The organism is Lederbergia ruris (assembly GCF_018332955.1).
Lineage (GTDB): Bacteria > Bacillota > Bacilli > Bacillales > Bacillaceae_C > Lederbergia > Lederbergia ruris.
The window spans coordinates 14,927-28,770 of sequence record NZ_BORB01000001.1; the positions used below are offsets into that span (position 1 = coordinate 14,927).

The 13,844-nt window shown below is 37.6% G+C and carries 16 protein-coding genes and 1 riboswitch; of the genes, 7 read left to right on the forward strand and 9 right to left on the reverse strand.

The genetic code is table 11. From position 1 onward, the window contains the following. Positions 1-115: 115 nt before the first annotated feature. The 8 genes from KI363_RS00075 to KI363_RS00110 form a co-directional block, all read right to left on the reverse strand. Positions 116-1,279, reverse strand: a complete 1,164-nt coding sequence (locus KI363_RS00075) for a D-alanyl-D-alanine carboxypeptidase family protein (RefSeq protein ID WP_158323080.1) — start codon at positions 1,277-1,279, stop codon at positions 116-118. Between the two features lie 136 nt (positions 1,280-1,415). Further along, positions 1,416-2,609 (reverse strand): phosphopentomutase, encoded by a 1,194-nt coding sequence (gene deoB / locus KI363_RS00080; RefSeq protein ID WP_212964792.1) that lies wholly within the window; start codon positions 2,607-2,609, stop codon positions 1,416-1,418. Positions 2,610-2,704: 95 nt separating this feature from the next. Next, positions 2,705-3,604, reverse strand: a complete 900-nt coding sequence (gene xerD / locus KI363_RS00085) for a site-specific tyrosine recombinase XerD (RefSeq protein ID WP_373306688.1) — start codon at positions 3,602-3,604, stop codon at positions 2,705-2,707. After that, positions 3,604-3,831, reverse strand: coding sequence for a YqzK family protein (locus KI363_RS00090; RefSeq protein ID WP_158323078.1), 228 nt, complete (start codon positions 3,829-3,831; stop codon positions 3,604-3,606). Before KI363_RS00090 ends, xerD begins: the two co-directional genes overlap by 1 nt. Before the next feature lie 306 nt (positions 3,832-4,137). Continuing rightward, positions 4,138-4,602, reverse strand: a complete 465-nt coding sequence (gene fur / locus KI363_RS00095) for a ferric iron uptake transcriptional regulator (protein ID WP_158323077.1) — start codon at positions 4,600-4,602, stop codon at positions 4,138-4,140. A gap of 90 nt (positions 4,603-4,692) precedes the next feature. Next, positions 4,693-5,337, reverse strand: coding sequence for a stage II sporulation protein M (spoIIM, locus tag KI363_RS00100; protein WP_158323076.1), 645 nt, complete (start codon positions 5,335-5,337; stop codon positions 4,693-4,695). Positions 5,338-5,428: 91 nt separating this feature from the next. Then, entirely contained in the window at positions 5,429-6,589 is a 1,161-nt protein-coding gene (locus tag KI363_RS00105) for an endonuclease Q family protein (protein ID WP_212964794.1), read from the reverse strand. Continuing rightward, complete coding sequence (locus KI363_RS00110; RefSeq protein WP_212964799.1) at positions 6,582-7,139, reverse strand: NUDIX domain-containing protein; 558 nt, start codon at positions 7,137-7,139, stop codon at positions 6,582-6,584. The genes KI363_RS00105 and KI363_RS00110 overlap by 8 nt, the downstream gene beginning before the upstream one ends. A gap of 199 nt (positions 7,140-7,338) precedes the next feature. Between KI363_RS00110 and KI363_RS00115 the strand changes: the two genes are divergently transcribed. The 5 genes from KI363_RS00115 (at position 7,339) to KI363_RS00135 (ending at position 11,423) form a co-directional block, all read left to right on the forward strand. Further along, on the forward strand, positions 7,339-8,259 hold the full coding sequence (locus KI363_RS00115; protein ID WP_212964801.1) for an aldo/keto reductase: 921 nt from the start codon (positions 7,339-7,341) through the stop codon (positions 8,257-8,259). A 336-nt stretch (positions 8,260-8,595) separates the two neighbouring features. Further along, positions 8,596-8,686: riboswitch (cyclic di-GMP riboswitch) on the forward strand. Between the two features lie 29 nt (positions 8,687-8,715). After that, positions 8,716-8,895 carry a DNA-binding anti-repressor SinI gene (gene sinI, locus KI363_RS22340; protein WP_212964803.1) on the forward strand — a complete coding sequence of 60 codons (180 nt, stop codon included), beginning with the start codon at positions 8,716-8,718 and terminating at the stop codon, positions 8,893-8,895. Positions 8,896-9,001: 106 nt separating this feature from the next. Next, positions 9,002-9,331 carry a helix-turn-helix domain-containing protein gene (locus KI363_RS00125; protein ID WP_158323116.1) on the forward strand — a complete coding sequence of 110 codons (330 nt, stop codon included), beginning with the start codon at positions 9,002-9,004 and terminating at the stop codon, positions 9,329-9,331. Between the two features lie 269 nt (positions 9,332-9,600). Further along, a complete protein-coding gene (locus KI363_RS00130) occupies positions 9,601-10,257 on the forward strand; it encodes a 5-bromo-4-chloroindolyl phosphate hydrolysis family protein (protein ID WP_246516632.1) in 657 nt (218 codons plus the stop codon). Beyond that, entirely contained in the window at positions 10,254-11,423 is a 1,170-nt protein-coding gene (locus KI363_RS00135) for a toxic anion resistance protein (RefSeq protein ID WP_212964807.1), read from the forward strand. Before KI363_RS00130 ends, KI363_RS00135 begins: the two co-directional genes overlap by 4 nt. Before the next feature lie 118 nt (positions 11,424-11,541). On the opposite strand, the gene KI363_RS00140 is transcribed toward KI363_RS00135, so the two are convergent. After that, positions 11,542-11,871 carry an iron-sulfur cluster biosynthesis family protein gene (locus KI363_RS00140; protein ID WP_212964809.1) on the reverse strand — a complete coding sequence of 110 codons (330 nt, stop codon included), beginning with the start codon at positions 11,869-11,871 and terminating at the stop codon, positions 11,542-11,544. A 214-nt stretch (positions 11,872-12,085) separates the two neighbouring features. Between KI363_RS00140 and KI363_RS00145 the strand changes: the two genes are divergently transcribed. Next, a complete protein-coding gene (locus KI363_RS00145) occupies positions 12,086-12,307 on the forward strand; it encodes a CDGSH iron-sulfur domain-containing protein (RefSeq protein ID WP_158323069.1) in 222 nt (73 codons plus the stop codon). Positions 12,308-12,487: 180 nt separating this feature from the next. Then, positions 12,488-13,720, forward strand: coding sequence for a DNA polymerase IV (locus KI363_RS00150; RefSeq protein ID WP_212964815.1), 1,233 nt, complete (start codon positions 12,488-12,490; stop codon positions 13,718-13,720). Positions 13,721-13,844: the final 124 nt, after the last annotated feature.

Here is a 13,844-nt window from a genome sequence, read left to right on the forward strand (position 1 = left end):
CGGCGACAAGAATGTTCTTTGACAAAGAAAGGCGTTCTAACCTTTGATTGGCCCAGGTTATAAGCAGAACATCGGCTAAATTCTCGGTGTGTTGGAGTAAAAAGATATCTTGTCACTAATCTATTTTTGTGAACAATCCAAATGCTCGTTTATACAGATGCCACCAAGAAGCTTTTTTTACGTTTTCCTTTGCAACTAAAGGCACCTCAACTAGCTCTTTCCCATCTTTCTTTACTTTCAAAACGCCAATCTTTTCTCCTTTTTTAAGGGGGGCTTTAATCTGCTCATTCAATTCTATTTCTTCCGTGAGCTTATCTAACTTTTCTCCTTTTTTCGTTAGAACCGAAGCGTTTTCCCCTGTTACTGCTTCTATATATTTTTTATTGCCCTTGCTCACTTTCACTTTTTCTAACGTTTTTCCCTTTTCATATAAGGGATGAGTGGCATATTGAGAAAAAGAATAATCGAGCATTTTGGTTATTTGTGCATTTCTACTTTTCGATGTTGGTGCACCAAAGACTACAGCAATCACACGCATCCCATCTTTTTTTGCTGTAGCAGTTAGACAATACTTCGCTTCACTTGTAAATCCAGTTTTTAAGCCATCCACACCAGGATAAAATTTTACTAGTTTATTGGTGTTCACTAGCCAAAATTTATTATCGCTATCCTCTCTTAAATAGGCTTCATAATTTTTGGTGAAGTCTGTAATTTCTTCATGCTTCAACAGCTCTTTTGCCATGATCGCCATGTCATAGGCTGTACTGTAATGATCTTCTATTGGTAAACCTGTCGTGTTTTTAAAATGAGTATTTTTTAAGCCTAACTCCTTTGTGCGCTCATTCATCATATCGACAAACGCTTCTTCACTTCCTGCGATTTTCTCAGCTAATGCGACAGAGGCATCATTAGCCGAGGCAATTGCCATAGCTAATAAAAGCTCTTTAACCGTCATCTCTTCGCCAGGTTCGAGAAAAATTTGTGAACCACCCATTGAGGCTGCATACTCACTTGTTGTGACCTTCTCATCCATCTTTATTTTCCCAGAATCGATGGCTTCCATAATTAATAACATGGTCATAATTTTTGTCATGGAAGCAGGAGAGTATTTTTCGTCCCTATTTTTCTCATATAAAATCGTCCCAGTATCTCTTTCAATTAGGATTGCTGATTTCGAATCTTCCGCAAGCTCCGTTTTCTTTTCTTCAGCAAATGCAGCTCCTGAATATAATGAAAGAATTAAACATAATGCAACAAACATGGTTACAACTTTTTTCATATCAATCCCTCCACCGGAAATGTTTTCCATAAATCCATTCTCTCCCAGCTTGGATGGATTTATACAAAGACAAAAAGAAAAAGCCCGAAAATAACTTTTCGAGCTTTTCCCAACTTGGCAGGGATTTGTATCAATGTTATTCTATGTTTTGTAAATCCTCTAAAAAACTTGTCCCCTTCCCTTTCCAATTCACTTTAAAGTTCCTTGCAATGGTTGCCCCTACATCCGCAAAAGTTTTTCGGATTGGAAGCTCTTTCCCGTGGGATAATTTCTTTGAGTAGGCTAACATGGGTACAAATTCTCTTGTATGATCTGTCCCATGATGGGTTGGATCATTTCCATGATCTGCTGTTATGATTAATAGATCCTCTTCACCCATTTGATCGATTATTTCAGGAACTCTTTGATCAAATTCTTCCAGTGCTTGCCCATAACCTTTGGGATTTCTGCGGTGACCAAATTTCGCATCAAAATCAACTAAATTGATAAAATTTAGACCTGTGAAATTTTTTCCCATTGTTTGCAAGAGCTTATCAACTCCGTCCATATTGGACTCTGTTCTAATCGATTCTGTTATCCCTTCTCCGTCATAAATATCATGAATTTTCCCAAGCGCTATTACATCAAATCCAGCATCTTTCAATTCATTCATCACTGTTCGTGCAAAAGGTTTTAAGGCATAATCATGACGATTGGCGGTACGTTGAAAATTACCCGGTTCACCAACAAAAGGACGAGCAATGACACGACCAACCTTAAATTCTTCCTTTAAGGTTAACTGTCTCGTTTTTTCACAAATCTGATATAACTCTTCTAATGGAACGATCTCTTCATGAGCCGCAATTTGTAAAACTGAATCAGCAGAAGTATACACAATCAAAGCTCCTGTTTCCATATGCTCTTTCCCAAGTCTTTCGATAATTTCCGTTCCACTTGCTGGGATGTTTCCAATCACAGATCGTCCTGAGGCTTTCTCCATTTCCGTAATTAGCAGCTCAGGAAAACCGTTTGGAAAGACTTTAAAAGGGTGACTTGTCACGAGCCCCATTAATTCCCAATGCCCTGTCATCGTATCCTTTCCATTTGATGCCTCTTGCATCTTTGTATAAAACGCGAGTGGTTTGTCTACAGGATCTACTCCTTTAATTTTTCTTATATTCGCTAAACCAAAGCTTTGTAGATTCGGTAATGTCAAACCATCCATTTTTTCGGCAATATGGCCTAATGTATCTGCCCCCTCATCGTTAAAAACAGCTGCATCAGGTGCTTCCCCTATTCCAACAGAATCGAGTACAATTAAATGAATCTTTTTAAATGTTGTATAGTCCATGCCTATTCCTCCTACAAAAGTACATTTATACTTTTAACATACCCTTTTAAATCCAAAGTAAAAACCGCCTAGGCGGTTTTTTATGCTATCGTTTCTTAAGCCCGTGGATGATATTTTGTATAAACATCTTTCAACCTTGTTTTTGTTACATGTGTATAGATTTGTGTAGTTGAAATATCAGCATGTCCCAACATTTCTTGTACTGCCCTTAAGTCAGCCCCATTTTCTAGCAAATGGGTAGCAAAGGAATGTCTCAAAGTATGAGGAGTAAGATCCTTTTCAATATGAGCATCAATCGCTAACTTTTTAATGATTTTCCAAAAGCCTTGGCGTGTCAGTCGATTTCCATGATGATTCAGAAACAGAGCTTCTGTTTTATATTTTGTTTTTCTGAGTCGAGGTCGAGATTCTCGTAAATAGTATTCAACAGCATCTGAAGCCATTTGACCGAGAGGAATAATTCGCTCCTTATCCCCTTTACCGATACAACGAACAAACCCCATTGTTAAATGGACATTATCCAAATCTAAATTGATTAGCTCACTTACCCTGATCCCAGTAGCATAAAGTAATTCCATCATAGCTTTATCCCTTATACCATAAGAAGTTGTGAGATCAGGCGTATTCAGCAAATTTTCAACTTCTTGGAAACTTAATACTTGAGGTAATTTCCTTTCCATCTTGGGTGTTTCCAAATGGACAGATGGATCATGATCAACTACTCTATCCCTTAATAGAAATTGATGAAAAGCTCGAATGGATGCAATATGTCGAGCTAATGTCTTCGAGGACTTTCCTTCTTTCTTTAAAAAAGCCAAAAATTGAATAATATGGATACGAGTCACATCATTCAATGCCTTTAATTGCTCTACCTGCTGTAAATATTCCAAATAGCGTTTTAAATCTCGTTTATACGAAACAATCGTATTTTGGGACAATCCTTTTTCTACTGTCATAAAGTGGATAAAATCCTGCATCTCATCTTGCACAACCATTACTCTCCATTCTGGTAAAAAAGGATTAGGCGCGAAAACCAGGCATCACTTCTTTGACTTTCTGGTTGAAAGGCCTTTACCGCACTTCCTTCCGGCTCATCATAACGCCGATAATTTTCATATTCTTGATTTATCCACATAATACCATAATAGAAGAGAATCGTGCATCCAATAAGCAAGGCGAGTAATCGTAATGTTCCAAAAAGTGTTTTTAAAGTATTTCTCATAATTTTCATCCTTAACTTTAAAGTTTGTACGCAGCTGAACAGGCGTGAGGGGCTCGAGGTCAAATATCCCTAAATCTTGGAAGGGAAAAAACACCCTTCCAAGATTTAGGAACATTTGCTTGTCGCCCCTGGCAAACGCCTCCGCTTTTCTTATTACCATCATATGCCAAGGTTGTTTTCATTTATTCATTAAACCCATGGATGAAAGCAATTTTTTCGGTGAGCCGATTGAGAAGGGAAATTAGTGTCACGGTCACTCTCTTTTTTTTAATACTAAAAAAACCTTTTCCTAGACTTGGAAAAGGTTTAATCTGTTTTTTTATTAATATCGGTTTTTTCTTGACACTTCCAACAAATTCCGTGAAAAATGAGGCGATGGTCTTTTATTTTAAAGCGCCAATCTCTTTCTACAATTTTTTCCACATCTTCTAGTAAATCGTCTTGAATCTCTTCCACGGCTCCACATTCAATACAAATAAGATGATGATGAAAATGAGCAGCTCCTTCTTTTCTAAGATCGAAGCGTGACACACCGTCACCAAAATTAATCTTGTCCACGACTTTTAATTCCGTTAACAACTCTAATGTTCTATATACTGTTGCAAGCCCGATTTCGGGTGACTTTTCTTTGACTAGCAGATAGACATCTTCTGCACTTAAATGATCTTCCTCATGTTCAAGCAATACCCGAACCGTGGCTTCACGCTGGGGAGTGAGCTTGTAGCTTGCGGAATGTAATTGTTTCTTTATCCGTTCTATGCGACTTTCCATACCTCAATATCCTCCCTCGCGATTCTCCACTATAATTATATCAGATTGATGCTCATATTCAAACTAAAATAATTATAATGTGCGAAGGGTTTAGCTGATTGATAGAATGACAGACTTCATTAAAGCAGGAGAAATATAAGCTTCAATGCTAGCTGCAACTGTAATAACAGCAATCGCTCCTACATAAGCCATTACATATTTAGCAAAAACCGGAACAAACTGAAAATGAAATGTTGGTCTTATAAAGACCTTTTTGATAATTTTCATAGACAGAGCAATCGAACTGACCGATATAAAGATCAACACTGGAATCATGAATAAATTTTGTGGCAAAAGAGAGACAAAAGAAAGTAATAATCCTTGCCAACCCATTTGGCTCACTAAAAAACCAATGGAAAAACCAACGACAATTCCCTTTAAAAAAATTAATAAAAAGATTAATGGGAAGCCAATAATCGAGATGCCTAGTACCCATATTAATCCAGCTATCTTCACATTATGGAAAAAGCTTAATTTTAATAACTCTTCAGGTGGCACCATTTGGCCTTCTCCTACTTGGCCGAAAAATTGATTTAAATAATAAAACAGGTCTTCTTTTTGATGGTCAGATAAACTATTCACCATCACTGCACCAAATATAACACCCATTAAAAATAAAACAGTCATAAAGGTATAAAGAGACGAATGTTCTTGAAAATGACGAGTTATAATGTTTGTTGAAAGTCGATAGCGCATTGCATATTTCCTCCTGTCCCACGATTGTTACATCATATGTGGGACAGGCCGTTAATATGACAGACGCTAAAAATAATAACGTAATAAGAACTTAAGATTTTTTTACTTTACCGTATTTTCCGCCTCCCCCGGCGGCAATTTGTAATTTGCCTTCACGCGCTTGGATGATCATTTCTGCAAGTTGAATGTTGACAAGTTCTTTCAAGTCTTTTTCTTTTACCCGATGTAAAATATTCATCTCTGTTCCAAAATGATCTAGTAATTGTTGCATCGTTTTTGGCCCCAAGCCCGGAATAAATTCCAATGGTACTTGATGAACATAAGGAGGTCGTTTAGGCTTATCCCCTGCATTAGCCAGCTCAGAAATGCGTTCGGATACCCCTTTAGTAAACTTTTCAGAACCACAATGGGAACAAATCGCTTCCTTCATTGGCTCGGAACAAACGGCACATGTCGTCCGATAATATTTACCCAAACGGGGATTTAAACCATAATTGGCTTTTACCCGATTCCCGCCTTGATTCTTTAAGGCTTGAGAAAGGGCCGTGAAAGTAGGTGTCTCTAAATCAAATTTTTGATATTCCCGTGCAATTTTTTGAGTGGAATGCGCATCAGAATTTGTTAAAAAAGTATAAGCATGCAATTCGGTTATTTGATCAGCCATTTCGGTATCTGAACTTAGTCCAAGTTCGACGGCATCAATAAGGCTAGGATTCAAAATTTCAATTAAGGAGTGAGTTACTCCTTTTCCATATAAACTTTTAAAAGGAGTGAAGACATGCGCGGGGATAAACAATCCTCCTAAGCTTTTCACCTTTTCTTGTAAAACTCGGGCGTTTTCATATATTCTTTGTGTGCTTAATTGGATATTGGTCACTCGAGCTGAAAGCCAACTTGAAAAATCTTTTAAAGTCGTTAATGTTGGAAAATAAGCTAAAACATGAATCGGACCATGACAGTTCTCATCATAGACTTCTATCTCAGTTCCAGGTATAAGAGTTACTTCATCTTCATAGCGGAACCCCCCCTCTTGCATCTCCACTAATTTTTCTTCATGAATCAATTGCTCAATCTCTATGATCACTTCTGGCGAATGACAATCAATGACCCCGACCATGTCCAGACCTTTCGGGTATTTGGCGGCCTTTAGAATATTAGATAGTGTAAGATTCCTACTGCCTGTTATTTTAACGGCTTTTCCTGTATAGGTTCTTCCAATGTGAATATGTAAATCAGCAAACACATCACTCATGTTGGTCCAACACCTTTTTCATTTGGAGATAAAGAACAGCATACACTGTTTTGGCATCGTAAATACGTTTCTCGTCTACAAAGGTAGCAGCCGATTCTAAATCTACCTCTAACAAGTCAACAAATTCATCTTCATCACCTGGAAGAGGATTCTCTACCTTTTCCAAATTGGTTGCGATGTAAAGGTGAATTACTTCATCTGAAAAACCAGGAGCTGTATAGAAGGAAGTTAAATAATTCATTTGATTTGCCCGAAATCCTGTCTCCTCCTCCAATTCCCTCGCGGCTGTTACTTGTGGTTCTTCACCTTGTTCAAGCTTCCCAGCAGGGATTTCCAGCAAAGATCGTTCCAGCGGTTTGCGAAATTGCTCCACCATTAAAATTTTTCCGTCTTGTGTGATTGGAATAATACCAACAGCGCCCGGGTGCTTGACGATTTCACGTTTGGCCATTTTTCCATTTGGAAGCTCGACATCATCTACCCGCAATTGAATAATCTTACCATTAAAAATTTCTTGGCTCTGAATTGTTTTTTCTTCAAATTTATTCAAATAAATCCGCTCCTTACTTCTAACTGTTATTATCATACCATAGCCAGTAGAGAACATTAATTTTGTTTTCTTTACCAACTTTTAGGTAGAATGGAAGAAAAGCAGAAGACGCTTGGAGCTGGACAACTTCTACACTTAGTCCGAAGTGATTCCGAGGAAAACTTTCTTCTGAAATAAAGACTTGAAAGGACGGGATAGTATGGAAAAGAGGCAATTAGGAAATTCAGACTTGTGGGTTTCGAAGATGGGACTTGGCTGTATGTCTTTAGGGACGAACAGTGATCATGCTGAAAAGATTATTCAAGCTGCTTTAGACCAGGGGATTAATTATTTTGATACCGCAGACTTATATGACTATGGGGTGAATGAGGAAATCATTGGAAAAGTATTATCTCCAATTCGAGACCAGGTGATCATTGCCACAAAAGTTGGAAATCGTTGGAATGATCAAAAGGATGGTTGGCATTGGGATCCTTCAAAAGCCTATATTAAAAATGCCGTTAAGAATAGTTTAAAACGACTGCAAACAGATTATATTGATTTATACCAATTGCATGGCGGCACAATCGATGATCCGTCAGAGGAAACGATTGAAGCTTTTGAAGAATTACAGCAAGAAGGACTAATTCGTTACTATGGCATTTCCTCCATTAGGCCAAATGTCATTAAATTATTTGCCGAGAAATCTTCTATTGTAAGCAATATGATGCAATATAGTCTTTTGGATCGACGTCCCGAAGAATTATTTCCTTTCTTGGAAGAAGAAAAAATTAGTGTTGTGACAAGAGGATCTGTTGCAAAAGGCTTGCTTAGCGATAAAGTGCTAGAAAGGCTGGATTCGGAAGAATTAGAAGGATATTTAAATTATACAGCTGCGGAAGTAAGGGAACTAATCAAAAGTATCCAAGCTAAATTATTCTCAACAGGCCGAACGATGAATGAAATTGCCCTTCAATATAATCTTGCTCATGAAGCGGTAGCAGCTGTTGTAACAGGGGCAAGCTCAGTAGAGCAAGTGAAAGATAATGCCCGTGCCGTGAAAGCCACCCCTCTACATAAAGAGGAAATAGAATATTTAAAATGGATTACAAAAGAAACTCGATATGATCATCATCGCTAGGTTAAACGAACGTTTTGTCGCCGATCCTTAACAAGGCATAACTGATCCATATATCCAAGAAGTAACCTGAACCTTATTGATCTTGTGGGTTCAGGTTATTCCATATTTTTAATCCTTCAGTAAAATTCCAGCAAATTCCCCTAACATTCAAGCTTTTTATTCATCATCGATCCTTATAAAATTAGGCCAACCTGCCTTTATTTACACACCTCTCCATTAAGCGACATAACTCCCTCTCACAACCTATTTCATAAAGATTTATCGACATCGACATTTTTTTCAGGTTTGTGACTTTAGTAACGTCTATACTATTTCCTAGAATGTAGTCCTATTATAGATAGAAAAAGGCAAATCTGACGAAAGTTAGAGACGCAAAACCTCAGACCTAAGGTTATGAAAAAATAACTATGGTAGCTGGGTTACCTGATCATTGTTGGGTAATTAGGGGGTATAAACATGGATAAATTAACAAATGAAGCATTGGATCATGAATGGAGAGATTTAATTTTGAAAGCATTAGAAGCAGGAATGTCCGCAGATTCAATCCGGGATTTTTTCCGTAATTATATAAGTCCAGAAACACAAGTATCTGTTGAGCGAAAAACAAATGTCAAAGATTCCACCAATATAAAGTAAATTCTTATTTGCAGATGTAAAAAAATGTCAAAAAAATTTGTTCTAAATACGAAACAAGCCTTCGTTATATGATATAATATGGAATGTAAGGAAGGTGAAGACATCCGTGATTGGCGAACGAATACGTGAATATCGAAAACAAAACAATATGTCTTTATCGGAGTTGGCTGAAAAAGCCGGGATTGCAAAATCATATTTGAGCTCGATTGAGCGAAACATTCAATCAAATCCCTCCATTCAATTCTTGGAAAAGATTTCCTCTGTCTTGAATGTCTCCGTACAATCATTATTGCACGAAAATGCTGAACAACCATCCGATGGTCATTTGGATGAAGATTGGGAAGCGCTTGTTCGAGAAGCGATGGCTTCCGGTGTTTCAAAACAAGAATTTCGTGAATTCCTTGAATTTAATAAGTGGAAAATGGAGCATAAGTAAAAACGTACAGAGGCAAATGGTCTCTGTACGTTTTGCATTGTGGTATCTTTATGTTCCTATTTCTGTAACACTTACATTCCCTATTTTATCCTGGATCAATTGGCAGTAAGACTCACTGATTGAAATTTTATGTCATTTTTTTATTTTAGAATGGAGTGCTTTTAAAAGTTCTGTTTTTTCCTTATAATAGAATGAAGCAGCTGAAACTTTTTAGCGTCAAAAACGTATGTACACATAGGGAAAAGAATGAGACAGGAGTCGATGTAGCCTTGAAACCTATTCTTTTATTTTTATTAGGGATGTTCTCCGCTGCCGAAACATTCATGTTATGGATTATATTGTTTTTAGGTTTTGACTTGCCTTACTGGAGTGCTTCTTTAAGCTCACTTCTCGCTGGTGGTCTCACCTTTTTCGGTGTGAAATTGTTTTTCGAGCATAAATTTTTGAAAAAAAATAAATTGACTAGAAAAGAATATGCCTACATTCAAAAAAATATGCAAGATGCAAAATCAAAAATGGCTAGGCTCCAAAAGGCTTTTTTATCCGTACGTTCAATGGGTGCCTTTAAGCAATTATACGAACTCAATAAATTAACAAAGCGCATGTATCAAATCGTTCATAAAGAGCCGCGGCGTTTTTATCAATCTGAGCGCTTCTTTTTCTATCATTTAGATTCAATTGTCGAGCTTTCTGAGCGATACGCGATGTTAGCCTCACAGCCAGTTAAAAATGAACAGATGTATATCTCACTTAAAGAAACACAAAGTACACTCGATGATTTAAGTAAATCCGTTAAAAAAGATATTTATCATGTCCTATCTCGAGATGTGGAAGATCTAAATTTTGAACTAGATGTCGCGAAGCATTCCCTAAAAAAACTTGAATATAATCCCACGGACACCGATGAAAGGAGTACCAAACAATGAGTGAACAAAATAAAGAAGCTGAATTAAAATTTGACAGTTTAGATGATCTTTTAGCAAACCCTTTTGGAGAAGAAGAATTAGTCAAACCCGAACAGAGTCCACAACTTCAAGAAGCGAAACCCGTTAGACTTGTAGATAGTCTCCCAGAGGAAAATAAAAAGCGTGCTCTCGAGCTCGCCAATCAAATCGATCCAACCAATCATCAAGCTGTTATTGCCTACGGCACCAATGCACAATCACAATTACTAAATTTCTCAAGTTCGATGCTTGAACATGTTCAAAACAAGGACATTGGACCAATAGGAGATATTTTGAGTGAACTAATGGGAAAACTAAAGGATGTTAATCCAGATGAACTTACTCCCGAAAAGAAAAATTTCTTCTCAAAAATGTTTGGAAAAGTGTCAAACTCGATTCAGGAAGTAATGTCTAAATATCAGAAAACAGGTGCACAGATTGATCGAATTACAGTAAAGCTTAATCAGTCCAAAGAAATTTTACTTACAGATGTGAAAACGTTAGAACAATTATACGAAAAAAATAAGGATTATTTTCGTGCTCTAAATATTTATATCGCGGCAGGAGAATTAAAAATCGAGGAATTACGAACCAAAACCATTCCTGAACTGAAGAAAAAGGCGGAAACAACGAATGATCAAATGATGTATCAAGAAGTGAATGATATGGTACAATTCACCGATCGACTTGAGAAACGATTGTATGATCTAAAACTAAGTAGACAAATTACGATCCAAAGCGCTCCACAAATTCGCATGATCCAAAATACGAATCAAGCCTTGGCGGAAAAAATTCAGACATCCATTATGACGGCGATCCCTCTTTGGAAAAATCAAATCGCCATCGCCTTAACCTTGATTCGCCAGCGTCAGGCCGTGGAAGCACAAAAACAAGTCTCGCAGACAACCAATGATTTGCTATTAAAAAATGCGGAAATGTTGAAATCCAATACGATTGAAACGGCTCGTGAGAATGAACGAGGCCTTGTTGATATCGAAACATTGAAAAAGACGCAATCTAATTTAATTTCTACCTTAGAAGAAACCATTAAAATTCAGCAAGAAGGACGAACAAAACGTGCCCAAGCTGAACAGGAACTTATAGCTATGGAAAATGATTTAAAGGAAAAGCTTTTGAAACTGACGTAAGCTAGATCTTCATCACGTAGTTAGGATTATTTTTTGATAGATCCTTTATATACTTGAAGTACAGCTATAATCAAAACCGGACATCATAAATGGTGTCCGGTTTTATCTATTTATATGGTTATTCTATTTGGCAACTCATTCGCCCATTTAATATTTCGCTTGGACTGCTAAGTTGAAAGGTTTGTTTCTCTGGTAAAAAGCCAATTTTCATTTCGTCATCGAAAAAAACTATTTTTGCTTTTTCTATATAGACATCCATTGCATTGGTTGCGATCCTCATATACTCCTCTTCATTTAAGTTTTTTTGATTAATTAACTCCAAAGTCGGTATACCACTAACCGCACAACCACAGCCCTCTGTTTCGTATTTTAATGTTACAATGGAATGATCCGTATTCATTTTTTGCTCTATTTGTTTCGCTGCTTCTGGTGTAATAGATAACTTCATAAACTCCCCTCACCTTTCGTACCACTTTCCTTTTATTTTAACATGAACTTTATATTCTCACAGAAATTTAGTTTACATTTCTCTGTCATATTTTCAAGATTTTCATTCCCATGATTCGTCTTCCCTTCGTGATTGATAACGTTCTCTTTAACAATACTTGCACTTTTTTCCATTTACTCCTACTATGATAGTGAAGATGAAGGGGGGAAATAAGATGAGCAATGAAAAAGTACAAATTAAAGTGAATGACAATGGCTCGTATCGCGTGATGGGGGATGTAGAACTAATTGACGCAGATGGAAATGTCTTTGAAACGAAAAAAGTATTTTCCCTATGTCGCTGTGGGCTATCTAGTCGCAAACCATTTTGTGATGGTACCCATAAAGGCCAATTTGATTCCTGTGTTCGGGCTGAAAAAGTATTAAAAGATGAATAATAGTGTGACACTGGGGTCTTCCATAACTATGTTGTTCTGGAAGGCCCCCTTCTCTTTCGCGAACAACTTCCTTTTTTTTACAGTATTAAAAGAACATACTTTCGTATATAATAAATGCGAAAACACGTTCTTTATTTTATAACATGAAGATAGTTCACTGTTTTGGGAAGGGGAAGAGATATGAAGAAAAAAGTAATTTTTCTCGTTGACATGCAATCCTTTTATGCATCAATAGAAAAAGCGGCTCATCCCGAACTTGCTCACCAACCCGTTATTATTTCTGGAGATCCCGAACGGCGTAGTGGTGTGGTTCTTGCCGCTTGCCCACTAGCAAAGAAGTATGGTGTACAAAATGCATCCCGATTATGGGAAGCCCAGAAACAATGCCCACAGGCGGTCGTTCTCCGACCGCGCATGCAACTTTATGTTGATTTCTCAGTCCAGATTACTAATATTTTAAATCAGTTTACAGACCTGGTAGAAGTTTACTCGATCGACGAGCAATTCCTGGATGTCACAGCTAGCCAACGTTTATTTGGAGACCCGTTGACAATCGCTAAAAAAATTCAATCCACTATTATGAATGATATGGGGATAAGAGCACGTGTCGGAATCGGTCCCAACAAAATATTAGCTAAAATGGCTTGTGATCAATTCGCAAAGAAGAACGAAAATGGGATATTTCAACTGGACTTTGACAATATAGAAGGGAATATGTGGAAGCTCCCCATTGAAAAATTGTTTGGGGTCGGCAGTAAGATGGAACACCATTTAAAACGGATGGGTATTCGCACGATCGGTCATTTGGCCAACTTTCCTTTACATATTTTAAAGAAAAGATGGGGGATTAATGGAGAGGTGCTTTGGCAAACAGCCAATGGAATCGATTATTCCCCTGTCACTGTCAAAACCCATGACCAACGAAAGGCGATTGGCCATCATATGACATTACCAAGGGATTATGATCGCCTACAAGATATCAAAGTAGTCCTGCTTGAACTAAGTGAAGAAGTTGCCCGGCGTGCCCGTTTTAAAAATTATATGGGAAGCACTGTATCACTGGGTGTTCGTGGGGCAAGCTTTGAAACTCCTACGGGGTTTCATCGGCAGCTGAAATTAACTTCCCCTACTCATTTCGATATCGATATCTTTCATGCCGCTTGTCAACTTTTTCAGAAATATTGGGATGGCTTGCCGGTGCGTAGTATTGGCATAACCCTTTCCCAATTACAAACTGTTCATCATTATCAATTAAATCTATTTGACTCTGAGCTAAAAAAGGAAAAAATCAATCAAGCTCTAGATTTTATTTATATAAAATATGGACCAACCGCTTTAATTCGTGCTTCCTCTTTAAGTGAAGCCGGGCAGGCCTTTGATAGGGCCGGAAAAATAGGTGGCCATTACAAGTGAGCTGTTTCTAAAGGATGAACAAAGGATAAACGGCTAAAAGGACAACGTCCGCATATCTTCGCAGTTTTGACCAACATCCTATTGGCCTCCGTCCTGGCGGCAGGCTCAAAACGCAACGTCCTGT

Excerpts from the sequence above, each read along its gene's own strand:
- KI363_RS00075 (WP_158323080.1), bottom strand. The coding sequence starts at position 1,279 with ATGAAAAAAGTTGTAACCATGTTTGTTGCATTATGTTTAATTCTTTCA.
- deoB (WP_212964792.1), bottom strand. The coding sequence starts at position 2,609 with ATGGACTATACAACATTTAAAAAGATTCATTTAATTGTACTCGATTCT.
- xerD (WP_373306688.1), bottom strand. The coding sequence starts at position 3,604 with ATGGTTGTGCAAGATGAGATGCAGGATTTTATCCACTTTATGACAGTA.
- KI363_RS00090 (WP_158323078.1), bottom strand. The coding sequence starts at position 3,831 with ATGAGAAATACTTTAAAAACACTTTTTGGAACATTACGATTACTCGCC.
- fur (WP_158323077.1), bottom strand. The coding sequence starts at position 4,602 with ATGGAAAGTCGCATAGAACGGATAAAGAAACAATTACATTCCGCAAGC.
- spoIIM (WP_158323076.1), bottom strand. The coding sequence starts at position 5,337 with ATGCGCTATCGACTTTCAACAAACATTATAACTCGTCATTTTCAAGAA.
- KI363_RS00105 (WP_212964794.1), bottom strand. The coding sequence starts at position 6,589 with ATGAGTGATGTGTTTGCTGATTTACATATTCACATTGGAAGAACCTAT.
- KI363_RS00115 (WP_212964801.1), top strand. The coding sequence starts at position 7,339 with ATGGAAAAGAGGCAATTAGGAAATTCAGACTTGTGGGTTTCGAAGATG.
- sinI (WP_212964803.1), top strand. The coding sequence starts at position 8,716 with ATGGATAAATTAACAAATGAAGCATTGGATCATGAATGGAGAGATTTA.
- KI363_RS00135 (WP_212964807.1), top strand. The coding sequence starts at position 10,254 with ATGAGTGAACAAAATAAAGAAGCTGAATTAAAATTTGACAGTTTAGAT.
- KI363_RS00140 (WP_212964809.1), bottom strand. The coding sequence starts at position 11,871 with ATGAAGTTATCTATTACACCAGAAGCAGCGAAACAAATAGAGCAAAAA.
- KI363_RS00145 (WP_158323069.1), top strand. The coding sequence starts at position 12,086 with ATGAGCAATGAAAAAGTACAAATTAAAGTGAATGACAATGGCTCGTAT.
- KI363_RS00150 (WP_212964815.1), top strand. The coding sequence starts at position 12,488 with ATGAAGAAAAAAGTAATTTTTCTCGTTGACATGCAATCCTTTTATGCA.